Annotated in this window: 27 protein-coding genes; 12 read left to right on the top strand and 15 right to left on the bottom strand. The window is 71.2% G+C overall.

Annotation, left to right across the window (positions count from 1 at the left end):
- Positions 1-134: 134 nt before the first annotated feature.
- On the bottom strand, positions 135-1,799 hold the full coding sequence (locus tag OHA89_RS14415; RefSeq protein WP_266615209.1) for a fumarate hydratase: 1,665 nt from the start codon (positions 1,797-1,799) through the stop codon (positions 135-137).
- Positions 1,800-1,959: 160 nt separating this feature from the next.
- On the opposite strand from OHA89_RS14415, the gene OHA89_RS14410 reads away from it, so the two are divergent.
- A complete protein-coding gene (locus OHA89_RS14410; protein ID WP_257554394.1) occupies positions 1,960-2,640 on the top strand; it encodes a DUF1707 domain-containing protein in 681 nt (226 codons plus the stop codon).
- 134 nt (positions 2,641-2,774) lie between these two features.
- A complete protein-coding gene (locus OHA89_RS14405; RefSeq protein ID WP_266615208.1) occupies positions 2,775-3,143 on the top strand; it encodes a WhiB family transcriptional regulator in 369 nt (122 codons plus the stop codon).
- A 109-nt stretch (positions 3,144-3,252) separates the two neighbouring features.
- Here OHA89_RS14405 and glpX read toward each other — a convergent pair whose 3' ends face one another.
- Positions 3,253-4,284: a class II fructose-bisphosphatase gene (gene glpX / locus OHA89_RS14400; protein ID WP_215145988.1), complete on the bottom strand. Its 1,032-nt coding sequence runs from the start codon at positions 4,282-4,284 to the stop codon at positions 3,253-3,255.
- Between the two features lie 225 nt (positions 4,285-4,509).
- Here glpX and OHA89_RS14395 point away from each other — a divergent pair, with 225 nt between their 5' ends.
- A complete protein-coding gene (locus OHA89_RS14395; RefSeq protein WP_251064910.1) occupies positions 4,510-5,037 on the top strand; it encodes a DUF4245 domain-containing protein in 528 nt (175 codons plus the stop codon).
- A gap of 132 nt (positions 5,038-5,169) precedes the next feature.
- Here the strand turns inward: OHA89_RS14395 and OHA89_RS14390 are convergent, their stop codons facing one another.
- The 4 genes from OHA89_RS14390 to OHA89_RS14375 all read right to left on the bottom strand — a co-directional run bounded on the left by OHA89_RS14390 (position 5,170) and on the right by OHA89_RS14375 (position 8,802).
- Complete coding sequence (locus OHA89_RS14390; protein WP_257554386.1) at positions 5,170-5,760, bottom strand: malonic semialdehyde reductase; 591 nt, start codon at positions 5,758-5,760, stop codon at positions 5,170-5,172.
- Positions 5,761-5,857: 97 nt separating this feature from the next.
- Positions 5,858-6,079: an exodeoxyribonuclease VII small subunit gene (locus OHA89_RS14385; protein ID WP_215145994.1), complete on the bottom strand. Its 222-nt coding sequence runs from the start codon at positions 6,077-6,079 to the stop codon at positions 5,858-5,860.
- Positions 6,080-6,147: 68 nt separating this feature from the next.
- Positions 6,148-7,362 (bottom strand): exodeoxyribonuclease VII large subunit, encoded by a 1,215-nt coding sequence (xseA, locus tag OHA89_RS14380; RefSeq protein ID WP_257554384.1) that lies wholly within the window; start codon positions 7,360-7,362, stop codon positions 6,148-6,150.
- Positions 7,363-7,395: 33 nt separating this feature from the next.
- Positions 7,396-8,802 (bottom strand): APC family permease, encoded by a 1,407-nt coding sequence (locus tag OHA89_RS14375; protein WP_266615205.1) that lies wholly within the window; start codon positions 8,800-8,802, stop codon positions 7,396-7,398.
- 86 nt (positions 8,803-8,888) lie between these two features.
- Between OHA89_RS14375 and OHA89_RS14370 the strand changes: the two genes are divergently transcribed.
- Both OHA89_RS14370 and ppgK read left to right on the top strand, forming a co-directional pair.
- Positions 8,889-9,881, top strand: coding sequence for a 4-hydroxy-3-methylbut-2-enyl diphosphate reductase (locus OHA89_RS14370; RefSeq protein WP_257554382.1), 993 nt, complete (start codon positions 8,889-8,891; stop codon positions 9,879-9,881).
- A gap of 21 nt (positions 9,882-9,902) precedes the next feature.
- Positions 9,903-10,676 (top strand): polyphosphate--glucose phosphotransferase, encoded by a 774-nt coding sequence (gene ppgK / locus OHA89_RS14365; RefSeq protein WP_322975528.1) that lies wholly within the window; start codon positions 9,903-9,905, stop codon positions 10,674-10,676.
- Here ppgK and OHA89_RS14360 read toward each other — a convergent pair.
- Positions 10,673-11,113, bottom strand: a complete 441-nt coding sequence (locus OHA89_RS14360) for a DUF6542 domain-containing protein (protein WP_406366309.1) — start codon at positions 11,111-11,113, stop codon at positions 10,673-10,675. The genes ppgK and OHA89_RS14360 overlap by 4 nt on opposite strands.
- Positions 11,114-11,325: 212 nt before the next feature.
- Between OHA89_RS14360 and ychF the strand changes: the two genes are divergently transcribed.
- Positions 11,326-12,414, top strand: coding sequence for a redox-regulated ATPase YchF (ychF, locus tag OHA89_RS14355; protein WP_257554378.1), 1,089 nt, complete (start codon positions 11,326-11,328; stop codon positions 12,412-12,414).
- Positions 12,415-12,574: 160 nt separating this feature from the next.
- On the opposite strand, the gene OHA89_RS14350 is transcribed toward ychF, so the two are convergent.
- The 5 genes from OHA89_RS14350 to OHA89_RS14330 form a co-directional block, all read right to left on the bottom strand.
- Entirely contained in the window at positions 12,575-13,189 is a 615-nt protein-coding gene (locus OHA89_RS14350) for an antibiotic biosynthesis monooxygenase (RefSeq protein WP_406366308.1), read from the bottom strand.
- A gap of 313 nt (positions 13,190-13,502) precedes the next feature.
- Complete coding sequence (locus OHA89_RS14345; protein WP_406368495.1) at positions 13,503-14,135, bottom strand: DUF6000 family protein; 633 nt, start codon at positions 14,133-14,135, stop codon at positions 13,503-13,505.
- A gap of 3 nt (positions 14,136-14,138) precedes the next feature.
- The gene (locus OHA89_RS14340) at positions 14,139-14,870 is read right to left on the bottom strand and encodes a HEAT repeat domain-containing protein (RefSeq protein WP_406366307.1); all 732 of its coding nucleotides are present in this window, start codon (positions 14,868-14,870) and stop codon (positions 14,139-14,141) included.
- Positions 14,867-15,253: a CPCC family cysteine-rich protein gene (locus tag OHA89_RS14335; RefSeq protein WP_406366306.1), complete on the bottom strand. Its 387-nt coding sequence runs from the start codon at positions 15,251-15,253 to the stop codon at positions 14,867-14,869. The genes OHA89_RS14340 and OHA89_RS14335 overlap by 4 nt, the downstream gene beginning before the upstream one ends.
- Positions 15,254-15,399: 146 nt before the next feature.
- Positions 15,400-16,377, bottom strand: coding sequence for an SMP-30/gluconolactonase/LRE family protein (locus OHA89_RS14330; RefSeq protein ID WP_266615191.1), 978 nt, complete (start codon positions 16,375-16,377; stop codon positions 15,400-15,402).
- Between the two features lie 82 nt (positions 16,378-16,459).
- On the opposite strand from OHA89_RS14330, the gene OHA89_RS14325 reads away from it, so the two are divergent.
- The 4 genes from OHA89_RS14325 to OHA89_RS14310 all read left to right on the top strand — a co-directional run bounded on the left by OHA89_RS14325 (position 16,460) and on the right by OHA89_RS14310 (position 20,300).
- Positions 16,460-16,897: a MarR family winged helix-turn-helix transcriptional regulator gene (locus OHA89_RS14325; protein ID WP_257554362.1), complete on the top strand. Its 438-nt coding sequence runs from the start codon at positions 16,460-16,462 to the stop codon at positions 16,895-16,897.
- A 185-nt stretch (positions 16,898-17,082) separates the two neighbouring features.
- The gene (locus tag OHA89_RS14320; RefSeq protein WP_266615187.1) at positions 17,083-18,246 is read left to right on the top strand and encodes an esterase family protein; all 1,164 of its coding nucleotides are present in this window, start codon (positions 17,083-17,085) and stop codon (positions 18,244-18,246) included.
- A gap of 150 nt (positions 18,247-18,396) precedes the next feature.
- Positions 18,397-19,512 carry an esterase family protein gene (locus OHA89_RS14315; protein ID WP_266615185.1) on the top strand — a complete coding sequence of 372 codons (1,116 nt, stop codon included), beginning with the start codon at positions 18,397-18,399 and terminating at the stop codon, positions 19,510-19,512.
- Between the two features lie 23 nt (positions 19,513-19,535).
- Entirely contained in the window at positions 19,536-20,300 is a 765-nt protein-coding gene (locus tag OHA89_RS14310) for a serine protease (RefSeq protein ID WP_266615183.1), read from the top strand.
- Between the two features lie 53 nt (positions 20,301-20,353).
- On the opposite strand, the gene OHA89_RS14305 is transcribed toward OHA89_RS14310, so the two are convergent.
- The 3 genes from OHA89_RS14305 to OHA89_RS14295 all read right to left on the bottom strand — a co-directional run bounded on the left by OHA89_RS14305 (position 20,354) and on the right by OHA89_RS14295 (position 23,277).
- Positions 20,354-21,289 carry an EamA family transporter gene (locus OHA89_RS14305; RefSeq protein WP_266615181.1) on the bottom strand — a complete coding sequence of 312 codons (936 nt, stop codon included), beginning with the start codon at positions 21,287-21,289 and terminating at the stop codon, positions 20,354-20,356.
- 12 nt (positions 21,290-21,301) lie between these two features.
- Entirely contained in the window at positions 21,302-22,105 is an 804-nt protein-coding gene (locus OHA89_RS14300) for an isocitrate lyase/phosphoenolpyruvate mutase family protein (RefSeq protein WP_406366305.1), read from the bottom strand.
- 74 nt (positions 22,106-22,179) lie between these two features.
- Positions 22,180-23,277 carry a pyridoxal-phosphate dependent enzyme gene (locus tag OHA89_RS14295; RefSeq protein WP_406366304.1) on the bottom strand — a complete coding sequence of 366 codons (1,098 nt, stop codon included), beginning with the start codon at positions 23,275-23,277 and terminating at the stop codon, positions 22,180-22,182.
- Between the two features lie 223 nt (positions 23,278-23,500).
- Between OHA89_RS14295 and OHA89_RS14290 the strand changes: the two genes are divergently transcribed.
- Together OHA89_RS14290 and OHA89_RS14285 are read left to right on the top strand one after the other, a co-directional pair.
- Positions 23,501-25,072: a S8 family peptidase gene (locus OHA89_RS14290; protein WP_215146022.1), complete on the top strand. Its 1,572-nt coding sequence runs from the start codon at positions 23,501-23,503 to the stop codon at positions 25,070-25,072.
- A gap of 140 nt (positions 25,073-25,212) precedes the next feature.
- Complete coding sequence (locus tag OHA89_RS14285; protein ID WP_406366303.1) at positions 25,213-26,385, top strand: DUF4190 domain-containing protein; 1,173 nt, start codon at positions 25,213-25,215, stop codon at positions 26,383-26,385.
- Positions 26,386-26,428: the final 43 nt, after the last annotated feature.

Here is a 26,428-nt window from a genome sequence, read left to right as displayed (position 1 = left end):
AACTCCCGTTGTCCAAGGGCTGTTTGGGTACGGGTAAAGCCTCGCCCGGAGCCCGCCGGCCTGCCATCTGCCGATCGGCGGAAACGCGTGAGGGCCCCTCCCCCGAACGGGGGAGAGGCCCTCGGACCGTCGCGTTACAGACCCGGACCGCGCACCGGGATGTGGGTGAACGTCGGCTCCGGGGCCGGGTTCTGGAAGAAGTCGTTGCCCTTGTCGTCGACCACGATGAAGGCCGGGAAGTCCTCGACCTCGATCTTCCAGACCGCCTCCATGCCGAGCTCCTCGTACTCCAGGACCTCGACCTTCTTGATGCAGTCCTGGGCGAGCCGCGCCGCCGGGCCGCCGATCGAGCCGAGGTAGAAGCCGCCGTGCGAGCCGCACGCGTCCGTCACCTGCTGGGAGCGGTTGCCCTTGGCCAGCATGACCTTGGAGCCGCCCGCCGCCTGGAACTGCTCGACGTAGGAGTCCATCCGGCCGGCCGTGGTCGGGCCGAAGGAGCCCGAGGCATAGCCCTCGGGGGTCTTCGCCGGGCCGGCGTAGTAGACCGGGTGGTCCTTCAGGTACTGCGGCATCTCCGCGCCCGAGTCCAGCAGCTCCTTGATCTTGGCGTGCGCGATGTCGCGCGCCACGACCAGCGGGCCGGTCAGTGACAGGCGGGTCTTGACCGGGTGCTTGGTCAGGGTCGCCAGGATCTCGTCCATCGGCTGGTTCAGGTCGATGGAGACCACGTCCGCGGACTCCGCCAGGTGCTCGTCGGTGGTCTCCGGCAGGAAGCGGGCCGGGTCGCGCTCCAGCTGCTCCAGGAACACGCCGTCGGCGGTGATCTTCGCGGTGGCCTGGCGGTCCGCCGAGCAGGACACGGCGATCGCGACCGGCAGCGAGGCGCCGTGGCGCGGCAGCCGGACCACGCGCACGTCGTGGCAGAAGTACTTGCCGCCGAACTGCGCGCCGATGCCGATCTTCTGCGTCAGCTCGAAGACCTGCTGCTCCAGGGCCTCGTCGCGGAAGCCGTGGCCGAGCGGCGAGCCCTCGCGGGGCAGCTCGTCCAGGTAGTGCGCCGAGGCGTACTTGGCGGTCTTCAGCGCGTGCTCGGCGGAGGTGCCGCCGACCACGATCGCCAGGTGGTAGGGCGGGCAGGCCGCCGTACCGAGCGAACGGATCTTCTCCTCCAGGAACTTCATCATGGAGGCCTCGTTGAGGACCGCCTTGGTCTCCTGGTAGAGGAAGGACTTGTTGGCCGAGCCGCCGCCCTTGGCCATGAAGAGGAACTTGTACGCGCCGCCGTCGGTCGCGTACAGCTCGATCTGCGCGGGCAGGTTCGAGCCGGTGTTCTTCTCCTCCCACATGGTGATCGGAGCCATCTGCGAGTAGCGCAGGTTCAGCCGCGTGTAGGCGTCGTAGATGCCGCGGGAGAGGGCCGCCTCGTCGCCGCCCTCGGTGAGGACGTTCTGGCCGCGCTTGCCCATGACGATCGCCGTGCCGGTGTCCTGGCACATCGGCAGGACGCCGGCCGCCGCGATGTTCGCGTTCTTCAGCAGGTCCAGCGCCACGAACTTGTCGTTCGCGCTCGCCTCGGGGTCGTCGATGATGCGACGCAGCTGCGCGAGGTGCGCGGGGCGCAGGAAGTGCTGGATGTCGTGGATGGCCTCTTCGGCGAGCTTGCGCAGCGCCTCGGGCTCGACCTTGAGGAACGTACGGCCATCCGCCTCGAAGGTGGACACGCCCTCGGCGGTCACCAGCCGGTAGGGGGTGGCGTCCTCGCCCAGGGGCAGCAGGTCGGTGTACGCAAACTCTGGCATGACGGCAGTCATTCCTCACTCGGCAGACAGCGCTGGCGACCAATTGGCAGCGCAGTCCACCAGCGTAGAACCTCCCGGGGTGCCCGTGTCTGTGAGGTAAGGCTCACTAGGGCTCACGGGGGAGTATCGCGATCTATCGTGTCTCGCTATGCTGGGTCGCGTGGACCTGGAAAAGCACCCCGCCGCCCCCGCCCCCGCGCCGGCTCCCGCCCCCGCGGCGGCCGAACTGCGTGCCTCCGACGCCGACCGGGACCGGATCGCGCAGATCCTCGCCGACGCCCTCGCCGAGGGCCGGCTGACCTCCGAGGAACACTCCGAGCGCCTGGACTCGCTGTACGCCGTCAAGACGGTGGGCGAGCTGGAACTGCTCGTACGGGACCTCCCCGCGCCGGGCACCGGCCACACCTCGGCCGCGCCCGCGTACGCGGCCCACGCCACGGCGGCGGGCTACACCGAGACGGTCGTCGCCGTGTGCAGCAGCTCCGCCCGCAAGGGCCGCTGGCGGCCGGGCGCGCTCACCCGTGCGGTCTCGGTCATGGGCGACATCACCATCGACCTCACCGAGGCGGTCTTCGAACAGCAGGTCACCGAGATCAACGTGACCTGCGTCCTCGGGAACGTGGAGGTCCTGGTTCCGGAGAACGTCACCCTGCGCGGCTACGGAAGCGGAGTCCTCGGCAACTTCGAGGTGCGCGGCGAGGGCCGCGGGGAGACCGACCCGCAGGCCCCGGTCGTGATCGTCCGCGGCTTCGCCCTGCTGGGCAACATCGAGGCACGGCCCAGGCCCGGTGCCCGGCTGGTCGATCTGGCGGACCGGATGCGCAAGCGCCTGGACGGCTGAGAGCGGCTCCCCGCGGGGGTCGCGTTTCGGACGAACCCCCGCCGCCCGCCGGTACCCGGTGCATAGGGGCACGCACAGCGGGTAGGGACAGGTGCATCGTCTCTCGCTCGCGTATCCGTCGTCAGGAGTAGACCGTGCCGCAGCCGCCGCATCAGTCCCTGAAGGTTGCCGTCGTGCCGAAGCCGCGGGTGCCGGCGAGGGCTGAGGACGGCCCATGGCATGCGGAGGCGGTGTGCCGCCGCGACGAGGCGGGCCTGTTCTTCGCCCCCTCCAAAGAGCCCACGGCGGCCCGGCTCTCCCGCGAGGAGGCCGCCAAGCGCGTCTGCGCCCGCTGCCCGGTCATGGTCGCCTGCCGGGAGCACGCGCTGCTCCAGCCCGAGCCGTACGGGGTCTGGGGCGGCCTCACCGCCGCCGAGCGCCGGGTGGTCCTGGCCCGGATGCGGCGCAGGGCCGCAGAGCTGCGCCAGGCCCCCGGGTCCGGGCCCATCGCCGCCGCGGGCTGAACCCCGTACCCCGGGCGCGCGCAGCACCGTACGGAATGCGCGGGGACAGCGAGAGGGGGGGTCACCGCCGCACGCGGTGACCGCCCCTCTCGCTGTGCCCGCCCTGGTCCTACTGGGCCCGGTCGAAGTCGACCGCGCTGTACGCGCGCAGCTTCGACAGACGGTGCGTCGAGTCGATCTGCCGGATCGTGCCCGACTTCGAGCGCATGACCAGCGAGGACGTGGTCGCGGTCTCCGAGCGGTAGTGGACGCCGCGCAGCAGCTCGCCGTCCGTGATGCCGGTGGCGACGAAGAAGACGTTCTCGCCGGACACCAGGTCGTTCGTGTGCAGGACCCGGTCCAGGTCGTGGCCCGCGTCGAGGGCCTTCTGGCGCTCGGCCTCGTCCTTGGGCCACAGCTTGCCCTGGATCGTGCCGCCGAGGCACTTTATGGCGCACGCCGAGATGATGCCCTCGGGGGTGCCGCCGATGCCGAGGAGCAGGTCCACGCCGGTGCCCTCGCGCACGGCCATGACCGAGCCCGCGACGTCGCCGTCCGAGATGAACTTGATCCGCGCGCCGGTCTCGCGGATCTCCTTGACGATGCCCTCGTGGCGGGGGCGGTCCAGGATGACGACCGTGACGTCCTCGACGGCCATCCCCTTGGCCTTGGCGACGCGCCGGATGTTCACCGAGACGGGTGCGTTGATGTCGACGAAGTCGGCGGCCTCCGGGCCCGTGACCAGCTTCTCCATGTAGAAGACGGCCGACGGGTCGAACATGGTGCCGCGGTCGGCGGCGGCCAGGACGGCGATGGCGTTCGGCATGCCCTTGGCGTTCAGGGTGGTGCCGTCGATCGGGTCCACGGCGATGTCGACCTCGGCGCCGGTGCCGTCGCCGACCCGCTCGCCGTTGAAGAGCATGGGGGCTTCGTCCTTCTCCCCCTCGCCGATGACGACGACGCCGTTCATCGAGACGGTGGAGATCAGGGTCCGCATCGCGTTGACCGCGGCGCCGTCCGCGCCGAGCTTGTCACCGCGGCCGACCCACCGGCCCGCGGCCATGGCTGCGGCCTCGGTCACCCGGACGAGTTCCAGGGCGAGGTTGCGGTCGGGGGCTTCGGGAGAGACTTCGAGCTGGGGCGGCAGGTTGTGCTCGGTCATCGGAGCGCACCTTTCTGTACGACGACGGCCGGGATGTGAGGGTGCTGGAACTCTATCGGTACGTCGACATATTGAGCAGGGCGGGTCACGTATGAGCGGGATATCGGTCAGCCGATTGGCCTGAGCGGACGTCTTGCCGACCGCGGTGGCGCGCCGCACAGGAGTCCGGGGCCACCCCGGCGGTGATCGCTCGCGCGCATGCGGGACGATGGTGCCGTGGCAGGTATGAAAGGCAAGCAGACGGTCTGGGACATGGTCCGATCGCTGGCGGTGATCGGCGTCGTGGTCGCGGGGATCTACCTCTTCGTCCCACATGACGAGAACGCCGATCCGACGCGCACGGTCGACTACCGGGTGGAGACGCTCACGGCCCGGCGCGCCGCACCGTACCCCGTGGCCGTCCCGGTGGGGCTGCCGGCGGAGTGGCGGGCGACCTCGGTGACGTACCAGCGCAAGGACTCCAACTCCTGGCACCTGGGTTTCCAGGACCCGGACCGGCAGTACGTGTCGGTGGAGCAGTCCACGGACACCTCCGCCAAGTACCTCGGTGCGGTCACCCAGAAGGCGAAGCCCACCGGGCAGACGCAGCAGGTGGGCGACGCGGTCTGGGAGCGCTGGGACGGCGAGAAGTACGACGCCCTCGTGAAGCAGGAGCAGGGCTACGTCACGGTGGTCACCGGGACGGCCTCCTTCGAGCAGCTCGGCACGATGGCGGCGGCGCTGGAGTTCAAGCAGGGCCAGCAGGGCGCCTGAGGTCTTCGGCCGGAAACCTTCGGCAGCGCGAAACCTTCGGCAACGCGAGTTCGGCAACGCGAGTTCGGCAACGCGAAACGGCCGCGCGCCCCGGGAAACCGGGGCGCGCGGCCGTTTGCCGTGCGGGGTGGCTCAGACGGTGGTGACGACCTCGTCGAACGCCAGGCGCGGGGAGCGCGGGAACCAGGCGTCCTCGCCCGGCTTGCCGATGTTGACGATCATCAGCGGGGTGTGGTCGGCGTCCAGGAACTCCTTCTGGATGCCGGCCAGGTCGGCGCCGGTCATCGGGCCCGCGGCCAGGCCGGCGGCGCGGATGCCGACGATGAAGTACGCGGCCTGCAGCGCGGCGTTGAGCAGGGCGGACTGCTCGCGGACCGGGCGCTCGGCGAAGAACATGTCCTTGGCCTGCGGGAAGTGCGGCAGCAGCGCCGGCAGCTCCTCGTGGAACTCGTTGTCCGCGGCGAGGATCGCGACCAGCGGCGCGGCGGCGGTCTTGGCCTGGTTGCCCTCGGCCAGGTGCTTCACGAGGCGCTCGCGGGCCTCGGGGGAGCGGACCAGGGTGATGCGCAGCGGGGTCTGGTTGAAGGCGGTGGGGCCGTACTTCACCAGGTCGTAGATCGCCTGCACCTGCTCCTCGGTGACCGGCTCGTCGGAGAACGAGTTGGCCGTACGGGCCTCGCGGAACAGCAGGTCCTGCGCGGCGGAGTCAAGAACGAGAGACATCGGAAAGCCTTCTTCCATACGTGGGTGAAGCGATGTTCCCGACTCTACGGCGAAAGTAGGTGAACTTTCAACTAAATGGCCCCGGTGGTGATCGGGATCACTGCTCCTCGGCCGCGTCGTCGCGCGCCGCGAGCGCCGAGTCCAGCCGCGCCCTGGCTCCCTCCAGCCAGTGCCGGCAGACCTTCGCCAGCTCCTCGCCGCGCTCCCAGAGCGCCAGTGAGTCCTCCAGCGACGTCCCGCCGGCCTCCAGCTTGCGGACGACCTCGATGAGCTCGTCGCGGGCCTGCTCGTACCCCAGCGCCGTTTCGGCCTCTGCCATTCCCTTTTCCACCCTATGTGTGTAGTGCAACGACTTGATTGCGGCAGTGTTTCGCCGTCTGCTGCCCGCTATTCGGCCTCGGCGACCCGTACGGAGAACTCTCCCTCCGCCACCCGCGCACGCAGCACCTCGCCCTCCGCGACCTCCTCCGGCGCGCGCACCACGTGCCCGTCGGCCCGCTGGAGCACCGCGTACCCCCGCTCCAGGGTCGCCGCGGGCGACAGCGCCACCACCCGGGCGAGGGTGTGCGCGAGCTCCGAATCGGCCCGGTCCAGCAGGTGGCCAAGCGTCCGCCTGCTGCGCCCGAGCAGGGCCTCCAGCTCGTCCTCGCGGGTCTCGACCATCCGCTGCGGATGGACGAACACCGGCCGGGCGAGGGCGTGCGCGAGGCCGCGCTCCTCCCGGTCCAGCAGCCCGCTCACCGCGCGCAGCCCCCGGCCCTGCAACTGGCGTACGCGCTCCAGCTCCTCGCCGACGTCCGGGACCACCTTCTTGGCCGCGTCCGTGGGCGTGGAGGCCCGCAGGTCCGCGACCAGGTCCAGCAGCGGGGAGTCCGGCTCGTGGCCGATCGCCGAGACCACCGGGGTACGGGCCGCCGCGACCGCCCGTACGACCTCCTCGTCGGAGAAGGGCAGCAGGTCCTCCACGCTGCCGCCGCCGCGCGCCACGATGATCACGTCGACCTCGTCGAGGGCGTCGAGCTCCTTGACCGCCTGGATCACCTGCGGCACCGCGTGCACGCCCTGGACGGCGACGTTGCGCACCTCGAAGCGGACCGCCGGCCAGCGGCGCCGGGCGTTCTCCAGTACGTCGCGCTCGGCGGCCGAGGCCCGCCCGACCACCAGCCCGATCAGCTGCGGCAGGAAGGGCAGCGGCTTCTTGCGGTCCAGCGCGAACAGGCCCTCCGAGGCCAGGGACCGCTTCAGCCGCTCCAGCCGGGCCAGCAGCTCCCCGATGCCGACCGGCCGTATCTCCGTGGCCCGCAGGGACAGCTGCCCGCGCGGGGCGTACCACTCGGGTTTGGCCAGCAGGACGACGCGCGCCCCCTCCGACACGACGTCCGCGACCTCGTCGAAGACCTGGCGGAAGCAGGTGACGCTGACCGAGATGTCGTGCGAGGGGTCGCGCAGCGTCAGGAAGACCACCCCCGCTCCCGGCCGCCGCGAGAGCTGCGTGATCTGCCCCTCCACCCACACCTGGCCGAGCCGCTCGATCCAGCCCCCGATGAGCCGGGACACCTGGCCTACCGGCAGCGGCGCCTCGGCCGACGTATTGAGTCCCATGTACGCAGGCTAACGGGCGCCGCTGACAGCGTCTCAGGGTCCGGCGCCGATGTCGGGGCGGATGTCGGCGCCGGTGTCGGCGCCGCTGTCGGAATCCCGGCGACCGCGCTGCACCACCAGCAGGCCCAGGCCCACCGCCAGCCACACCGCCCCCACCACCTGCGCCTCCCGGGAGGCCTCCACGATCACCGTGACGGTCACCGCCGCCCCCAGCACCGGGACCACCAGGTGCTTCCACCAGCTGGGCGGGCCCTCCCGGCGCTGGACGACGAACCAGCCCACCACGGAGGCGTGCAGCAGCGTGAAGGCCACCAGCGCCCCGACGTCGACGACCGACACCAGATGGTCGAGCCCGTCGGCACGCCGGGCCGCCCACACCGCCGCGACCAGCGTCACCGTGGCCGCCACCAGCAGCGCCGGCCGCGGCGTGCCGTCCGAGGTCCGCGCGAGCACGCCCGGCAGCCGCCGCTCCCGGGCCATCGCGAACAGCAGCCGCCCGGCGGCCGCCTGCCCGGCCAGCGCCGCGAAGGCCGCCCCGATCGCCTTGGAGATCGCCACCAGGTCGTGCAGCCAGAAGCCGACCGAGGCCTCCACCGCGTTGTAGAAGGCCGGCCCCTGCTGCGCCGGATCGGCCGCCAGCTCCGCCGAGGTGACCGGGCTGAGCAGCGCGACGAGGTAGGTCTGGGCGATGAACAGCACCCCGGCCAGCGCCAGGCAGAACAGCACCGCCCGGGCCACCCGCGCCGAGCCCCCCGTGACCTCCTCCGCGAAGGAGACGATCGCGTCGAAGCCCAGGTACGAGAGCACCGCGACCGACACCGCGCCCAGTACGGCGGCCGTCGAGAAGCCCAGCGAGCCGTCGCCGGTCAGCGGGGACAGCCAGCCGCGCTGCGCCCCGTCCCGCACCAGGACGGTCACCGCCGCGACCAGGAAGACCAGCAGCACCAGGATCTCCATGGCCAGCACGGCGAAGCCCACGCGGGCGGCCGCCCGTACGCCCCACAGGTTCAGCAGGGTCGTGATCACGACGGCCAGGGCGGTCCACACCCACCGGGAGACCTCCGGCACCAGGGCGTTCATCGCGATCCCCGAGAACAGGTAGGCGACCGCCGGGATCAGCAGGTAGTCGAGCATCGCCATCCACCCGGCGATCAGGCCGGGTCCCTCGCCGAGGCCCTTGCGGGCATAGGTGAAGACCGAGCCGGCCTGCGGGGCGACCCGCACCATCTGGGCGTACGAGAAGGCGGTGAAGGCCATGGCGACCGTCGCGGCGAGGTAGACGAGGGCCACGGCGCCGTGCGACTTGGCGTCCAGGGTGCCGAAGACCCCGACCGGGGCCATGGGCGCGATGAAGAGCAGCCCGTAGACGACCAGGTCCCGGAAGCCGAGGCTGCGCCGCAGCCCGGTGTGTTCGGTACGGGGCTCCGTCGCGGACGCCATCGTTCCTCCGGGGGATGGGCAGTACGGACATTCGCCCCAGTCTCTGCCGAACGGGCGATGCCCGGCCTCCTGGAGACCCCCGTACGATGGAGCCCATGACTGCTCCCGCTTCCCGCCGTGTCCTGCTCGCCGCCCCCCGCGGCTACTGCGCGGGCGTGGACCGAGCCGTGATCGCTGTCGAGAAGGCTCTCGAGCAGTACGGTGCGCCGGTCTACGTCCGCCACGAGATCGTGCACAACAAGTACGTCGTCCAGACGCTGGAGAAGAAGGGCGCCATCTTCGTCGAGCGGACGGAGGAGGTGCCCGAGGGCTCCATCGTGATGTTCTCGGCGCACGGCGTGGCGCCGGTGGTGCACGAGGAGGCGGCGCGCGGCAAGCTCGCGACGATCGACGCGACGTGCCCGCTGGTCACCAAGGTGCACAAGGAAGCCATCCGGTACGCGAACGAGGACTTCGACATCCTCCTCATCGGCCACGAGGGCCACGAGGAGGTCATCGGCACCTCCGGCGAGGCCCCGGACCACATCACGATCGTGGACGGCCCGGACGACGTCGCGAACGTCGAGGTGCGCGACGAGTCCAAGGTCGTCTGGCTCTCGCAGACCACGCTCTCCGTCGACGAGACGATGGAGACGGTCGACGCGCTGAAGACCAAGTTCCCGCTGCTGGTCTCGCCGCCCAGCGACGACATCTGCTACGCCACCTCGAACCGGCAGGCCGCGGTGAAGGTCATGGGCGCCGACTCGGACCTGGTCATCGTGGTGGGCTCCAAGAACTCCTCCAACTCGATCCGGCTGGTCGAGGTCGCGCTCGACGCCGGCGCGCGCGCCGCGTACCTGGTCGACTTCGCGAGCGAGATCGACGAGGCCTGGCTGGAGGGCGTCACCACGGTCGGCCTGACCTCGGGCGCCTCGGTGCCGGAGGTCCTGGTCGAGGAAGTCCTGGAGTGGCTGGCGGTGCGCGGCTACGTGGACGTGGAGATCGTCAAGACCGCCGAGGAATCGATCGTCTTCTCGCTCCCGAAGGAACTGCGCCGCGACCTGCGTGCGGAAGCCGCGGAACTGGTCGCCGACAAGTAAGTCCTTTCGTACGGTATGTCCATGCAGATCATGGGTGTGGACATCGGCGGTTCCGGGATCAAGGGCGCTCCCGTGGACCTGGACCGTGGCGATCTGGCGCAGGAGCGCCACAAGGTACTGACACCGCAGCCGGCCACCCCCGAGGGGGTGGCCGGCTGCGTCGCGGAGGTGGTCCGCGCCTTCTCGTGGTCGGGCCCGGTCGGGGTCACCTTTCCGGGGGTGGTCACCAGCGGCGTCACCCGTTCGGCGGCCAACATGGACAAGGCGTGGGTCGGCGCCGACGCGGCGGCGCTGCTCTCGCGCGAGCTGGGCGGCGGCCTGCCGGTCACGGTCCTCAACGACGCGGACGCGGCGGGCGTCGCGGAGATGACGTACGGGGCCGGGCGCGGGCGGGGCGGCACGGTCATCCTGCTCACCCTGGGCACGGGCATCGGGAGCGCCGTGTTCACGGACGGGCGGCTGGTGCCGAACACGGAGCTCGGGCACCTGGAGCTGAAGGGCCACGACGCGGAGACGCGGGCGTCGGTGAAGGCCAAGGAGGACGGGGACCTCACGTGGGAGCGCTGGGCGCACCGCGTCCAGAGGTACCTGGCCCATGTGGAGATGCTGTTCTCCCCGGACCTCTTCATCATCGGCGGCGGCGTCAGCCGCAAGCCGGAGAAGTTCCTGCCGCTGATCGAGGGCATCAGGGCCGAGATCGTTCCGGCGAAGCTCCAGAACAACGCGGGCATCGTGGGAGCGGCGATGGCGGCGCGGGCGGCTTCGGCGGGGAAGAACCAGGCGGGGAACGGCTAGGCGACGCGGCGGGGCAGCCGCCGCCGGCCGATGAGCACGGCCTTGCGCACCACGACGATCAGGGCGGCGACCAGGGTCCCCGCGTACAGCCAGCCCGCGTGCAGGGACAGGGCGGACACGAGCCCCATCAGCTGCCCGCCGAAGCCGCCGGAGCCGCCGGAGATGGGCCACACTCCGGCGGCGAAGGCGATGGGGACGGTGATCGGCGCGGTGATCAGGTCGGCGGGCCTTACCCAGATGGCGGTGGCGGCCGCTACGGGCAGGAAGAGCATCCCGTAGACGAAGAGCGAGGAGCCGAACAGCAGCCAGCAGATCCCGCCGACCAGCAGCATGCCGGCACAGGCGAAGAGCCCGCCGCCGAGCCCGGTCAGCCGGGGCCGGGGCATCCGCCGCCCGAGCGGGGGCAGCGGGCCGCCGCCCTGGCCCTGGGCGGGCACGGCCGCGGGCCGTGTCCCCCGGCGCTGGGCCGGGGGTCGCTGCGGGTGAGGGGCCGGTCGCGTCCTGTATTGCTCCACGGCTCCACGCTAGGCGGGGCGAGCGCGGTATCCGTGTGGGGACACGCGTACAACGACTGCCACTCATCGGAAAGTAAACTGTCCGGTGGCCCACTCCGGGCCGCCGCCCCCTCCAGCTACGGGAAGTCGCCAACGTGTCGCTCACGATCGGAATCGTCGGCCTGCCGAATGTCGGCAAGTCGACCCTGTTCAACGCCCTGACCAAGAACGACGTGCTGGCGGCCAACTACCCGTTCGCCACCATCGAGCCGAACGTCGGCGTCGTCGGCGTCCCGGACGCGCGCCTGGCCGTCCTGGCCGGGATCTTCGGCTCGCAGCGCATCCTGCCCGCCACGGTGGACTTCGTCGACATCGCGGGAATCGTGCGCGGCGCCTCGGAGGGTGAGGGCCTGGGCAACAAGTTCCTGGCGAACATCCGCGAGTCGGACGCGATCTGCCAGGTCATCCGCGCCTTCAAGGACGAGAACGTCGTGCACGTCGACGGCAAGGTCTCGCCGAAGGACGACATCGAGACGATCAACACCGAGCTGATCCTCGCCGACCTCCAGTCCATCGAGAAGGCCGAGCCGCGCCTGACGAAGGAGTCCCGCCTCCAGAAGGAGAAGGTCGCGGTCCTCGCGGCCGTCGTCGAGGCCAAGAAGATCCTCGAAGCGGGCGACACCCTCTTCTCCAAGGGCATCACGAAGGGCACGGAGCGGGGCGACCTCCTCCACGAGCTCCACCTCCTCACCACCAAGCCCTTCCTGTACGTCTTCAACGTGGACGAGGACGAGCTGACGGACGACGCCTTCAAGGCGGAGCAGTCCGCCCTGGTCGCCCCGGCGGAGGCGATCTTCCTGAACGCCAAGCTGGAGGCGGACCTCGTCGAGCTGGACGACGAGGAGGCCCTCGAACTCCTCCAGTCGGTCGGCCAGGACGAGCCGGGCATGGCCACCCTGGGCCGCGTCGGCTTCGCCACCCTGGGCCTGCAGACCTACCTGACGGCCGGCCCGAAGGAAACCCGCGCCTGGACCATCAAGCAGGGCGCCACCGCCCCCGAGGCCGCCGGCGTGATCCACACCGACTTCCAGCGCGGCTTCATCAAGGCCGAGGTCATCTCCTTCGCGGACCTGGTCGAATGCGGCTCGGTCGCAGAAGCCCGCGCCAAGGGCAAGGCCCGCATGGAGGGCAAGGAGTACGTCATGCAGGACGGCGACGTGGTGGAGTTCCGCTTCAACGTGTAATCGTCTCATTACTGCACGTTAGATGATTTCGTCAAATGTGCAGGTCGGAAGGGGTCGGACTCTGGTGAGTCCGACCCCTTCTGCATTCCCGTGCTGACCTGGTGCTGACTTGGAATCGCGGTGTCAGCCCGAGTGGCCCGGCGCGCGAGAGGGCGCAGGGTCAGGCGTGGGGGACCGCCGTGGCGAGGACCACCTCGAATTCCTCCAGGCTGCCGGTGGTCACGCGGGCCTTGGTCGCGGCCTCTCCGCGGACCGCAGCGACGGCGCCGCGGGATGCCACGAGTGCGTCGCGGTCGGTGTAGAGCGCGCCGACAGCGGCTCTGCCTCGATCGCGGTCGATGAGCAGGGAGATGCCGGCCAGTCCGGGAATCTTCTGGACCTTGGGCAGTGAGGTGTCGCGGAACGTGTCCACCAGCAGGTCGATGTCGGGCGGCTCGACGTCCATGCGGACCAGCCGGAACCCCGCGCCCGGCCCGAGTTCCTCTGCGCGCCGGGCGACCGCCGCTTCCCAGTTGTCGACCGTCACGGTCTGCGCGAAGGGCGCCATCATCTCGGCCCGCCGCTTGCTCAGGTTCTCGTAACTGGCCTGCCGGGAGGCCTCGTCCTCCCACCACGATCCCACCAGGAGCTTGCCGAGCTCGCGGTCGGCGAACAGCCCCATCCCGCGAAAGCCCGGTTGCGCCGACAGCAGCGCACGCCCGTCGGTCCGGAGCGCCTCGGCGACCCCGTCGAGCTCGGCCGGATCACCCGTTGCATAGATGGTGCGAACGTACATAGCGCCCTTTCCTGCCTTCCGGTGGCCCCGCGCGGGCTCGTGTTCCCCACTCCATGCGATGGCCGGGGCGGATGGGGGTCAACGTGGCAGGGGCATTCAGGTGAAGAGGCGGGCCGTCGCTGGGCGCGTGTGGCTCCCTATGGAGCCCCTGGGCGACGAGTCGGAATATCGTGAGGCGGTCTCTGTGACGGTGCTGATTCTGTGCTGACTTGGAGCGGCGGGGAGCATGTTTCCGCAGGTGGGAGCGCTGTAGTGCACGTTCCGCTTCAACGCCTATGGCGTACTCGGACTTCACGTAGCCGCAGTCGCGCGGCTACGGCTGAGTCCAGCTGTTGGCGAAGTCGCAGTAGAGATCGGTCCAGTGGCGCTGTTCGGCAGGGGTGAAGTACGGGGAGTCCTGGAGGTGCGCAAGGGCTTGGACCCACTGGTCCCAGAGGCCGTCGGGCTCCGTGAAGCGGTCGGCGTGGTGGGTGCCGAGGTGGGCGTCGAGGCGGAGGAGGGCGCCGAGGGCGGCCGGCTGGTCGTAGCGGAGGTCGGTGCGGGGGAGGTAGCGGTCCAGGTAGGCGGTGAGGATCTCGGCGTCCACGTGGGTGCCGAAGCGGGCCAGGGCGAAGCAGTAGGCGCTGCCGGAGAAGCAGAACTCACTGGCCAGGAGCAGGTCGCCCATGCGTTCGCGGAACGTGGCGCGCCGGCCTACGCCGATCAGCCAGGCGGCGGTGAGGCGTGAGCGCCACTCGTAGCCGAGGAGGGCCTCCAGCTCGGCGTCGGTGATCGTGGCCGCGTCGTCGATGAGGTGACGGGCGAAGCTTTCGGCGTGTGGCCACCCGGGCCGCAGGGCGCGACCGCTTTTCAGTACGAGATAGCGCGGGCGCTCCGAGTCCTTCCTCGTCACGTAGCGCTCGACCACGTAGCCGTAGCCGATCTCCTCGGGGTGCTGGAACGGCAGGGGTCACCTCTCTGGGTGCAGGTCGGTACGGTCGATCCAGGTGGGGGCGACGAAGACGTCCTCGCCGACCGGCGCTTCGGTGGCTTCCAGGAGGGACCAAGTGCGGGCCTCTTCGACCAGGTGCTCCCAGGGCGCACTCCAGTCGAGCTGCCAGTCGAGGCCCGGGCCGGAGACGCAGTACGTGCGGCCGGCGTCCACCCGCCAGAACTGGGAGTAGAGGATCAGCTGGGCGTGGTCGGCCAGGTCGTTGATGATCGCCGTGAAGTGGGCAGAGGGCCAGCCGGGGCTGTCCGCTCCGGATGCGGTGCGCAGGCGGGCGGTCAGGGAGGGGACGACGGGGCTGCGGGCGCCGAGTTCCGTCAGGGCCCAGCGGATGCCGTCGGGCTCGGTCCAGTCCGGCGGGGTGGCCCGTTCCAGGCAGGCGCGGTAGGCGCGGCGCAGGGGCTCGGCTGCGCCCTCGATCTCCAGGCCCGCCAGGGCCACAGCTGCCCATTCGCGGACGGTCGGGTTGTCGCTGTCGAGCAGTCCGATGAGGGCGGGGCCACAGCGTGGGTCGCTCACCTCCTGGAAGACCTCGATGGCGGTCAGCTGCCCGAAGCCGCCGAGGGAGGGCACGCCGTCGATGATGGCGGGGATGGCGGCGGAGCCGATCCAGATCAGTGCCGCGCGGGCGTCGTAGGACTCGCCGGCCTCGCCGTCGAGCTGCTGGACGAGTCGCTCGATGTGGGAGGTCATGACGCCGGGGCGTCGCGGCGCCAGAAGGTGGGGAGCCACCAGCAGAGCACCGAGCGGTCGTCGGGCCACGGGGTGGGTTCGTCCGCGTCCCAGGCCTCGAAGGAGTCGCGCGTCAGGTCGATGGGGCGCCAGGCGGGGTCGAGCGGCTCGTCCTCGGCCGGAGGGCGGACGTACCGGCGGCCGTGCTGGTCGCAGGCGCCGAAGTGCCGGTAGTTGCGCTGGGCCTCGACCAGGGAAACTCTGTTGGCCCCGACGGACACGGTCGGCCAGCGGAACTGGAACTCGTCGTCCTCCCAGAAGCAGACGGGGCAGATCGAGTAGGAGCCGGGCATGGCGTCGAGCACGCGGTGTCCGCAGCAGGGGCAGGGGTGGCGGTCGTTCACCTGCGCAGTCTCGTCGCAGGTCCCGCCGGTGTGCCACGGATTTCTCCACCGACCGGTCGGTCACTGGCCGCCCGGCGGGGCCGCGGTGATTCTGGGCGTGCGGCCTCCGCCGGTGTGCGCGGCTCGTGGGGATTGCGTGGGGAGGGCTAGAGGCCGCGGACCGAGGCGATCGTGAACGTGGTGGGGGTGCCCGAGCCGGGGGACATGGGGCCGCCCTTGTCGAACTGGGAGCGGACCACCAGGGTGCGGCCCCGGGAGTGGGTGAGGGTCGTCGGGATCTGCAGGGACGGGTCCGTGATCGTGTGCAGCAGGCGGGCGCGGGTGCCGTCCGGGGTGAGCTGCCAGCGCGTCAGCGTGTTGGGCGCGTTGTGCGCCACGCGCAGGGTGCCGTCGGGGGAGAGGTCGAGGCCGTCGGCTGCCTTGAGGTCGGCGCCGGCGAGGTCGACCCGGCGGACGGCGCCGGTGCGCAGGTCCACGCGGTAGAGGTCGCCCTCGACCATGTCCACGGTGAGCAGCCAGCGGCCCGCCCGGTCCGAGGCGATGCCGTTGAGGCTGAAGCCGCCCGCGGGACGGGGGCGCAGGGCGGGGGTGAGGTCGTAGGCCTCGGTGAGGGGGCCGCTGCCGGCGGCCAGCTGGGCCGGGGTCACCCGGTAGAGCACTCCGCGGATGCTGTCCGTCAGGTACGCGGTGCCGTCCGGGGTGATCGTCAGGTCGTTGACGAAGCGGGGCGCGTCGCCGGCCACCTCGAAGTGGGCCAGGCGGGTACCGGTCGCGGTGTCGTAGACGGAGACCCCCGTGGTGGAGTCCGTCACCCACAGGCGGCCCCGCGCGTCGACCCGCAGGCCGTTCGCGGTGCGGCGGCCGTCGGTGCCGGCGGGCAGGAAGACCTCGGCCTCGGACCGGCCGGGGCGGGCCCGGTAGACGGTGCCGTCCGCGTACGAGCCGACGTAGACGGCGTGGGTACGGGCATCCGTGGCGATGCCCTCCGGGTAGACCTTCGCGCCGGGTATGGAGAAGGCCGTGGATATTCGGGCGTCCGCGGCCGGAGCAGGAGCCGCCGGGGCCGCTCCCAGGGTGAGGGCCCCGGCCAGGGCGGTGGTCAGGGCGGTGGCCAGAAGCTTCATCAAGTGTCCTCTACTGATCGGGTGTAGTCGAATGTATGTGAGAGCTCTAATGCTCGCAAGGGTCGGGCCGTAGGATGCGGTCATGACCTCCATGGCCCCCGCGGAGCGCATCGGCTCGCACCTCAAGCGCGCTGAGCAGGCGCTTCTCGCGGCGAAGAACGCCGCGTGCAAGCCGGCCGCAGTAACGGTTCCGCAGTACGCCGCGCTGCTCTGGCTGGACGAGAAGCCCGGCATCTCCGCCGCCGCGCTCGCCCGGCTGTGCGGGGTCACCCCGCCGACCATGAACACCGTGCTGAAGAACCTCCAGGAGCGCGGGCTCATCGAGCGGACCCCCCACGAGTGGCACCGCAACGTGCTGGAGACCCGGCTCACGGACGAGGGGCGCGCGGCGCTGGAACTGGCCGATGCCGGTGCGGTACGGGTGGAGCGGGCGCTGGCCGCCGCGTTCACCGAGGAGGAGCGGGAGCAGCTCATCCACCTGCTGGGCCGGTGTGCGGAGGTGCTCGACGGCCAGCGTTGAGGCCCGTCTTTTCGCGCCCTGTCATACCCCGTCACGCCCTGTCACACCCGGCCGTGCTCCGTCGCGCTCCGTCACGCCCTGTCGCGCCCGCCTCCGCCCGGTCCCGCCCACCGCCGCCCGGTTCCGGCCAGGTATTTTGCTGGGATTTGGAACTGTGCCGCGGATCCGGACATCAGGACTAAGGGATGCCCAGCCGTGCCCAGCCGTTCTGCCCCCGGGGGCAGTCAAGACCGTTCGGAGCGAAGTTCGTGCACCACGACCCGTACCAGCCGGAGCCCAAGCGCTCCCGCCGCCTCATATGGATCAGCGCGGTGGTCGCCCTCGTGCTCGTACTGGGCGGCGGCGGATTCGCTGCCTGGAAGCTCGACTGGTTGTCCGGCAACGGTGAGGCCGTGAGCTTCGGCAAGGCCAGCACCCCGCCCCCGGCGGCCGCGGACCAGCAGGCTCCGAGCCAGTCCCCGTCCGGCAAGCCCTCGCCCTCCGGCGACCCGGACGTGCTCATGCCGACGGGCCCGAAGGCCGACTTCAAGCAGACCGCCAAGCTCGACGACGGCACGATCATCGCCAAGACCCGCCTCACGGGCGAGAAGTCCGGCTTCGAGGGCGACGTGTGGGTGTGGGCGCCCAAGGAGTACGACGACCCGAAGTACGCCAAGAGCGGCTTCCCGGTGCTCATCGCGCTCCCCGGCGGCAACGGCTTCCCGACGAACTACTGGGCCGACCGCAGCCTCGGCCTCCAGAAGGCCATCAGCGAAGGCGTCCAGGCCGGAACCAGCCTTCCCTTCATCGTGGTCATGCCGGTGCTCAACCCGGACAACAAGTACTACTACGACGGCGCCGACATCCCCGGCCAGCCCAAGATGGGCACCTGGATCGCCGAGGACGTCCCGGCTTTCGCCAAGGCCAACTTCCGTACGTACAAGTCCCGTGACGGCTGGGCCTTCATGGGCTCCTCCTCCGGTGCCTTCGTCGGCATGAAGACGGTCCTCCAGTACCCGGACAGGTTCAAGGCCGTGATCGCCAGCGGCGGCGAGATCGTCCCCGACTCCCCGCTCTGGAAGGGCCACCAGGCGGAGATGGACGCGAACAACCCGGAGAAGCTCGCCCAGAAGCTGATCGACACCAACGGGCCCGAGGTCTTCATCAACTTCCAGATCGGCACCAAGGAGAGCGGGAAGGAGCGGATGACGAGGTTCGTGCAGACGTACGGCAAGGGCCCCGTCAAGACGACCGTCCGCGACATCCAGAACGGCGAGCACAACGGCTGGCACTACGTCCGGGGCATGAAGGAAGGCTCCCTGGAGTGGATCAGCAAGGTGCTCAAGGCCCCGAAGCCCGACGCCGCCTGACCTGACCCGTCCGTCACGTGGTGCCGGCCACGTCCCGCCCGTCCCAGGCAACCCATCCCGTCGTTCATACCTCTGTAAAGGGTGTAAGGGGGACCGATCGGTCCGGCCCGCGCTCCTTCGTGAGCGCCGGATAAGGAACGGGACAAATCCGTGCAGCATGACCAGCAAGGCGACGGCAGCCCCATGACCAAGGGCGGCCGTCGCCCCAAGCGCCTGCGCCTGCTTCTGATCACCGGTGGGCTCGCGCTCACCCTCGCCGCCGGGGGCGGCGCCGCGGCGTACAAGTACGGGCTCTTCTCGGACATAGGGGATCCGGTCTCCTTCGGGAAGGTCGAGGTCGACGTCAAGGAGAAGGAGAAGGGGAAGGAGAAGGCCGCCAAGGTCTCCGACACCCGTCCGGGCGTACGCATGCCCACCGGCCCGAAGGCCGAGTTCGTCCGCACCAGCCGGCTGCCCGACGGCACCCAGATCGGCCGCACCACGCTCACCGGCCCGAAGTCCGGATTCACGGGCGACGTATGGGTGTGGGTGCCCAAGGAGTACGACGACCCGAAGTACGCCAAGAGCGCCTTCCCGGTCCTGATCTCCCTGCCCGGCGGCCGCGGCTACCCCACGAACTACTGGGGGACGGGCCCCGGCCTCGGCCTCCAGAAGGCCGTGAGCGACGGGGCGAAGGCCGGTACGAGCCTGCCCTTCATCCTGATCATGCCGGTGCACAACGCCGACACCAAGCACCACTTCGACGCCTCGGACATCCCCGGAGAGCCCAGGATGGGCACCTGGATGGTCGAAGACATCCCGGATTTCACGAAGGCCAATTTCCGGACCTTCACCTCACGCGACGGGTGGGCCTTCATGGGCTCCTCGGCCGGAGGATTCGGCGCCTTCAAGCACGTCCTGAAGTACCCCGACCGCTTCAAGGCGGCCATCGCGAGCGGGGTCGACATCGTCCCCGACTCCCCGCTGTGGAAGGGGAACACGCAGGCCATGGACGAGAACAACCCCGAGAAGCTCGCCGAGAAGCTGATCACGGAGGGTGGCCCGGACGTCTACGTCAACTTCCAGATCGGCACCGCCGAGACCGGCCGCGAGAAGGCCGAACAGTTCATCAAGGACTACGGCAAGGGCCCCGTGCACACCACGCTGCAAGTGATCCAGGATGGTGAGCACAACGGAAAGTCGTACGTACGCGGGATGCGGGAGGGCGCACTGGCGTGGATCAGCAAGGTGATGGCGGCGCCGACACCCGAGTCCGGCGTGCGGTGAGCCCGGTGGTGAAGGGGGCATCGGTGGCAGCCGCGGCGGGGATCGCGGCGGTGTTCGCCGTCCTGTTCCTGAAGTCGCCCGGCGAGCGGCCGGTGCATCCCTTCCCCACCGTCGGCGTCCTCATGGCCAACGGCGAGCACTGGTGCACGGCGAGCGTGGTCGACAGCCCGAGGGGCAACGTCGTCGCCACCGCCGCGCACTGCGTGGCCCCGGCCGGCGAGGACGGCAGCCCGGGCGAGGTCGCCCACGACGGCCTGGCCATCGGCGAGCTCGCCTTCGCCCCCGCCTTCTCCGGCGAGGGCACCGGCAGCCAGCCGCTGGGGACGTGGAAGGTCCGCTCGATCCACGTGGACGACCGCTGGACGAAGTGGGGCGAGGACACCGCCGACTTCGCCTTCCTCACCATCGCGCCGGACGGCGACGGGCGCAGCGTCCAGGAGGTCGTCGGCGGCCGCGCCGAGACCCCGAAGCCCGACTGGACCTCGGGCTACGAGCGGGACGTGACCGTCGTCGGATACCCGGAGTCCGAGCACAACCCGCAGAACAAGCCCGTCTCCTGCACGACGCAGACCCGCCACGACGATGACGACCCGGACATGCTCTACATCAGCTGCGCCGGGTTCTGGACGGGGACCAGCGGCAGCCCCTGGATCGCCGACCGGGGCGGGTCGGACCGTCCCGGTCGGCTGATCGGGGTGCTGAGCGGCGGGGACACGGACGTGGACTCCACGGCCGCACTGTTCGACGAGCACGCGAAGGCGCTGTACGAGCAGGCCGCGCGGGGCTGAGCGCCCCGTCGGGTTCCGTCTCGTCCCTCCGCGTCCCGTCTCGTCCCTGTGCGCTACTTCTTGCGCTCCGTGCTGACGATCACGCCGACCGCCGCCACGACGATCGTGCCGCCGAGCATGATCGGCCAGGTCACGGCCTCGCCCAGGATCAGCGCCCCGAGCGCCACCGCCACAACGGGATTGACGTACGCGTACGTGGACACCAGCGACAGCGGCGCGTTGCGCAGCAGCCAGGTGTACGCCGTGAACGCGATGAGCGAGCCGAAGACGACCAGGTAGCCGAGGGCCAGCCAGGAGGCGGTGGAGTACGCCGTCAGGTCGAGGCCGCGGTGCTCGCCGCGCAGCAGGCCGACGACCACTCCGCCGATCCCGCCCGCGAGCATCTGGTACGCGCTCCCGGTGAAAGGATTCTCCGGAAGCCTCAGCTTCGACCCGGAGAACGAGCCCAGGGACCACAGCACCGACGCGGCCAGCACCAGCAGCACCCCGGACAGCTGCACCGCGCCACTGAGCCCCGGGCTGGTCAGCACCGCGAGCCCGGCCAGGCCCACCAGGACCCCGCCCAGGGTGCGCAGCGGCGGCCGGTCCCCACTGCCCGCGCGCAGCAGCACCACCCACATCGGCACCGCCGCCACCAGCAGCGCGGCGAGCCCGGACGGCACCGAGGTCTCGGCGAGGACGACCAGTCCGTTGCCGCCGAGGATCAGCAGCAGGCCGACCAGGACCGCCGAGCCGAGCTGCGAGCGGGTGGCCTTGAGCGCGGCCGGGCCGGACCGCCAGGCGACGGCGCCGGCCAGCAGCAGGCCGGCGGTGATGAAGCGGGCCCCGGCGGAGAGGAACGGCGGCATGGTCTCGACGGCGATCCGGATCCCGAGGTAGGTCGAGCCCCAGACGACGTAGACCAGGACGAGGGCCGTCCAGACCGCGCCGCTGATCTTGCGGTGCGGGGTGGTCGTGGACCGGCTCTCCACCGGGGTTGATGTGCGCATGGCTGGATCCTCTCAGCCTTCGAGCAGGCTGTTCAGCTCGCCGTACGGCAGGGAGCCCGCGAGCGATCCGTACGTGCCGCCGGAGACCAGTTCCTCGGTGGCGCGGCGGACCACGGCGTACGCGGCCTCGGCCACCCAGGATCCGAGGCTGACCCGGGCCACGCCGAGGGCGCCGAGCTCGGAGACGGAAGGGGCGCCGGGGCCGACGAGGACGTTGAGCGGGGCGTCGATGCCCTTGGCGAGCTCGGCGACGGTCGCCGGGTCGGTGACGCCGGGGACGAAGACGCCGGTGGCACCCGCCCGCAGGTAGGCGGCGGCGCGGGCCAGGGTCTCGTCGAGGCGGGTCGCGGGGTCGCCGAGGCCCCTCAGGTACGTGTCCACGCGGGCGTTGATGTACAGCGGGACCCCGGCGGCATCGGCCGCGGAGCGGGCGGCGGCCACGCGCTCGGCGTGCTCGGCGGGGGCGCGGGTGCCGTCCTCGATGTTGATGCCGACCGCGCCGGCGGCCAGCACCCCGGAGACGGTCTCCGCGACGGCGGCGGGGTCGGCGCCGAAGCCGCTCTCGACGTCGGCGGTGACCGGGACGGACACGGCGGCGGCCACGCGCGCGATGAGGTCGAGGGCGCGGTCGCGGGCCAGGGCGTCGCCGTCGGGCGACCCGAGGGACCACGCGACCCCGGCGCTGGTGGTCGCGACGGCCGCTGCGCCGGCCGCCTCGACGAGACGGGCACTGGCGACGTCCCAGGCGTTGGGGAGGGCCAGCGGCTTGGCCGGGCTGTGCAGATCCGCGAAGGCGCGGGCCAGATCTGTGGTCATGGGGCCAGTTGAACAGACCTGGCCGGTCGAGGCGCGCGAGTTTCCGACATGGAAGTCGGCGGCGGCGCCGCAGGCTACTTCGGGCCCGCGCCGCAGAGGGGGAGGACCGCCGTGCGGCCCTGCAAGGGGTCGTCGGGGGACAGCGGCCCCACCGCGGCCCAGCAGGCCGCCGCCGTCGGCTCCACGGAGAGGCCGCGCCGCGCCAGGTCCCGCTGGGCCTCGCGCAGCCGCTCGTCCGGGACCGTCAGGAACGTGCCGCCCGACTTGCGGACCGCGGCCAGGATCTGGCGGGCCCGCGGCGGCGCCGGGATCGCGATCCCCTCGGCCAGGGTGGGCAGCTGCGGAACCGGCTCGGCGTCCTCCGCCCCGGCGGCGAAGGCCGACGCCAGCGGAGCCACCGCCTCCGCCTGGACGGCGATCAGTGCCGGCGGCCGCACCCCGCGTCGGGCCAGCTCCTCCACCGCCAGCGCGGCCCCGAGCAGCAGGGTGCCGTTGCCCACCGGGACCACCAGGGCATCCGGCAGCCGGCCCGACATGGCCTCCCAGATCTCGTACACGTACGTCTTCGTACCGTGCAGGAAGTACGGGTTGAAGACGTGGCTCGCGTAGAACACCCCCGGCTCGTCCGCCGCGGCCCGGGCCGCCTCCGCCGTGGCCTCGCGCCCGCCGGGGACGACCCGTACGGCCGCCCCGTGGGCCCGGATCCGGTCGGTCTTCCTCTCCGAGGTGCCCTCGGGCACGAAAACTTCACAATTCAGCCCGGCCCGCGCGCAGTACGCCGCCACCGCCGCCCCCGCGTTGCCGCTGCTGTCCGCCACGACCCGCCGCGGGGCCAGCCGCCGGGCCACCTCCGCGAGCATCACCGCGCCCCGGTCCTTGAACGACAGCGTCGGCATCAGGAAGTCGAGTTTGGCGTGAACCCGCTCTGCCAGCGGCACCATCGGAGTGTTTCCCTCCGCCAGCGATACGGAGAACGCCCCCGGCAGGGGCAGCGCGGCCGCGTACCGCCACAGCGAGTTGGGCCCGGCGGAAGGTTCCAGCACGCTGGCCGGATCCGGTGTGAAGTCGAGGTCCCACGGGCCGGAGCAGAGGGGGCAGCACCACGGGGCGGTACGGACGTCCGCGCGCGTGCCGTCCTCGGGGCAGAGGTAGCCGGGGAGTGCATGCGTCATGTGCGGAGCGCCTTTGCTTGATCATGGCGGGCGTGTGGCACGGATGTTACGCGTCGCCTCGCCTCTTGTGGGAGGTGGCGACGGTGGGTCAACCTTTCGGAGGCGGCAGCCCGTTGGGCCGAATGATTTGTCATGGGCATGGCTATCCCACATGCCCGTACGTCTGCCCGTACGGATCCGTCCCACCCCCCGCAACGCACCGCCTATGAGGAGGACCCCTCACATGTCCGTGATGCGTCACACCCGCCGGAAGCTCGCCGGCATCAGTGCGACCGCTGTCGTGGCCCTCGCGCTCGGCGCGGCCGCGGCGCTGCCCGCCTCGGCGGCCGACAACGGCCCGCAGGGCGTCATCGAGAACGCCGGCGCCGCCGGGACCGTCTCCGGCAGCTACATCGTGACTCTGCACGACTCCGCCGCCCGCTCCACCGCGGACAGCGGCAAGGCCGTCGCCAAGCGGTACGGGGCGAAGATCGACCGTACCTACAGCGCCGCCCTCAACGGCTACTCCGTCGAGGTCTCCGAGGCGCAGGCCAAGAAGCTGGCCGCCGACCCGGCGGTCAAGTCGGTCGTGCAGAACCGGGTCTTCACCGTCGACGCCACCCAGCCCAACCCGCCGTCGTGGGGCCTGGACCGCATCGACCAGCGGGCGCTCCCGCTGAACCAGAGCTACACCTACCCGGACAAGGCCGGTGAGGGCGTCACCGCCTACATCATCGACACCGGCGTCCGCAAGACGCACCAGGACTTCGGCGGCCGCGCCTCCGACGGCTACGACGCGATCGACAACGACAACACCGCCCAGGACGGCCACGGCCACGGCACGCACGTCGCCGGCACCGTCGGCGGCGGCGCGTACGGCGTGGCCAAGAAGGCCAAGATCGTCGGCGTCCGCGTGCTCGACAACAACGGCTCCGGTACGACCGCCCAGGTCGTCGCGGGCATCGACTGGGTGACGCGCAACGCTGTCAAGCCGGCCGTGGCCAACATGTCGCTCGGCGGCGGCGCGGACTCCGCGCTCGACACCGCCGTACGCAACTCCATAGCCTCCGGCATCACCTACGCGGTCGCGGCGGGCAACGAGTCCACCGACGCCTCCACCAAGTCCCCGGCGCGCGTCGCCGAGGCCATCACGGTCGGCGCCACCACCAACACCGACGCGAAGGCCAGCTACTCCAACTACGGCACCATCCTGGACATCTTCGCGCCGGGCTCCTCCATCACCTCCTCGTGGGGCACGGGCGACACCGCCACCAACACCATCTCCGGCACCTCGATGGCCTCGCCGCACGTCGCGGGCGCCGCGGCCCTCTACCTCTCGCAGAACCCGGCCAGCACCCCGGCCCAGGTCCGCGACGGCCTGGTGAGCGCCTCGACCCCGAACGTGGTGACCAGCCCCGGCACCGGCTCCCCGAACCGTCTGCTGAACGTGGGCGCCGGGGGCACCGTCCCGCCCGGCCCGAAGTTCGAGAACACCGCCGACTTCGCGATCAACGACAACTCGACCGTCGAGTCGCCGGTCACCGTCAGCGGAGTCTCCGGCAACGCCCCGGCCACCCTGAGCGTGCCGGTCGACATCAAGCACACGTACATCGGTGACCTGAAGGTCGACCTCGTCGCCCCCGACGGCACCGTCTACACCCTGCACAACCGCGCCGGCGGCAGCGCCGACAACATCATCAAGACCTTCACCGTCAACGCCTCCTCCGAGGTGGCCAACGGTGTGTGGAAGCTCCGGGTGAACGACAACGCGAACATCGACACCGGGAAGATCGACTCCTGGGCGCTCCAGTTCTGAGGCACCGGAACTGAACGCACGCGCTGAGCCGCGATGAACGAGCGGGGGCGACCGACTGGGCGGTCGCCCCCGATGCGTACTATTCGCGCATTCGTTCGCGCCCCTTGTGATGCCCGCCCTTTGATGGAGTTCCCCAGCCCGTGAGCACCCCGCCGAGCCCTCCCTCCGGACCGGGCCACTCCTGGCCGCCGCCCTCCCCGCAGCCGGGGTGGGGGCCGCCACCCGGCTACGGGCAGCCGCATCCGGAGCAGGCGCTCAACGGCTTCGCGCTCGCCTCGCTCCTGGTCGGGCTGCTGTGCCTGCCGCCGCTGGGCATCGTCTTCGGCATCGTGGCCCTCGTACAGATCGCCAAGCGGCGCCAGCGCGGCAGGGCGCTCGCGATCGTGGGCCTGGCGGTGTCCGTGGTGATGACGGGGGTCATGGTCCTCACGGTCGACCGGGTCGCCACGGCGGTCCGCGACCGGATGGGCGCGATGGGCGAGTTCGCCGACGTCGAGGGTGACCTCAGGGACCTCGGCGACCTGCGGGCGGGCGACTGCTTCAACGTCCCGGGCGGGGACCTGCTGGACGACCGGCCCCTGACGTACAAGGTCGACTGCGCGCAGACGCACCATGGAGAGGTCACCGCGTCCAAGCTGCTGGACCTGGACCCGGAGAGCGTCCCCGAGTCGGCCGAGGCGGACCGGGCGTCCGAGGACGAGTGCTGGAAGGCGCAGGACGCGTACGCGATGGACACGTGGGCGCTGCCCGCCTACGCGGAGATGTTCTACTTCGCGCCCTCGCGCCAGTCCTGGCGCCAGGGGGACCGGCGGCTGGTGTGCGTGATCGGTACGACCGAGGAGGAGCGGCGCGGCAGCCTGCGCCAGGACGCCGGATCGCTGAAGCCCGAGCAGTCGGCCTTCCTGCGCGTGGCCAACGAGGTCGAGTTCGTGCTCGGCCGGCCGCCCGAGGGGGACCTGGAGGACACGCTCCCGGAGCACCAGGCGTGGGCGCGCACGGTGTACTCGGCGCTCGGCGACGAGGCGAAGGTGCTGGAGGCCGACAAGGCCCGGCCGGGGCTTGAGAAGGCCGTCCAGGCGCAGCTCAAGGAGATCGAGGCGGCCCGCACGGCATGGCAGCGGACCTCCCAGGCGAAGACGGTCGCGGACTTCGACCGGCAGTGGGAGCGGGCGCTGGGCACGATGTCCGTGGAGACGGAGAAGGCGCTGCGCGGGGCGTACGGGCTGTCGACGGAGGTTCCGGAGTGGCTGCTGGAGTCCCCGGAGTCCCCGGAGGGCGGGTCCGGCCGGGGCCCCTCCTCGCAGCCGGCGTGACGTCGTCCGCGTAACGCGCGGTAACGGGTTTGGGTGACCTGGC

It is taken from the genome of Streptomyces sp. NBC_01546, assembly GCF_045208355.1.
In the GTDB taxonomy this organism is placed as follows: Bacteria; Actinomycetota; Actinomycetes; order Streptomycetales; family Streptomycetaceae; genus Streptomyces.
This window is presented reverse-complemented; position numbering and strand designations above follow the sequence as displayed.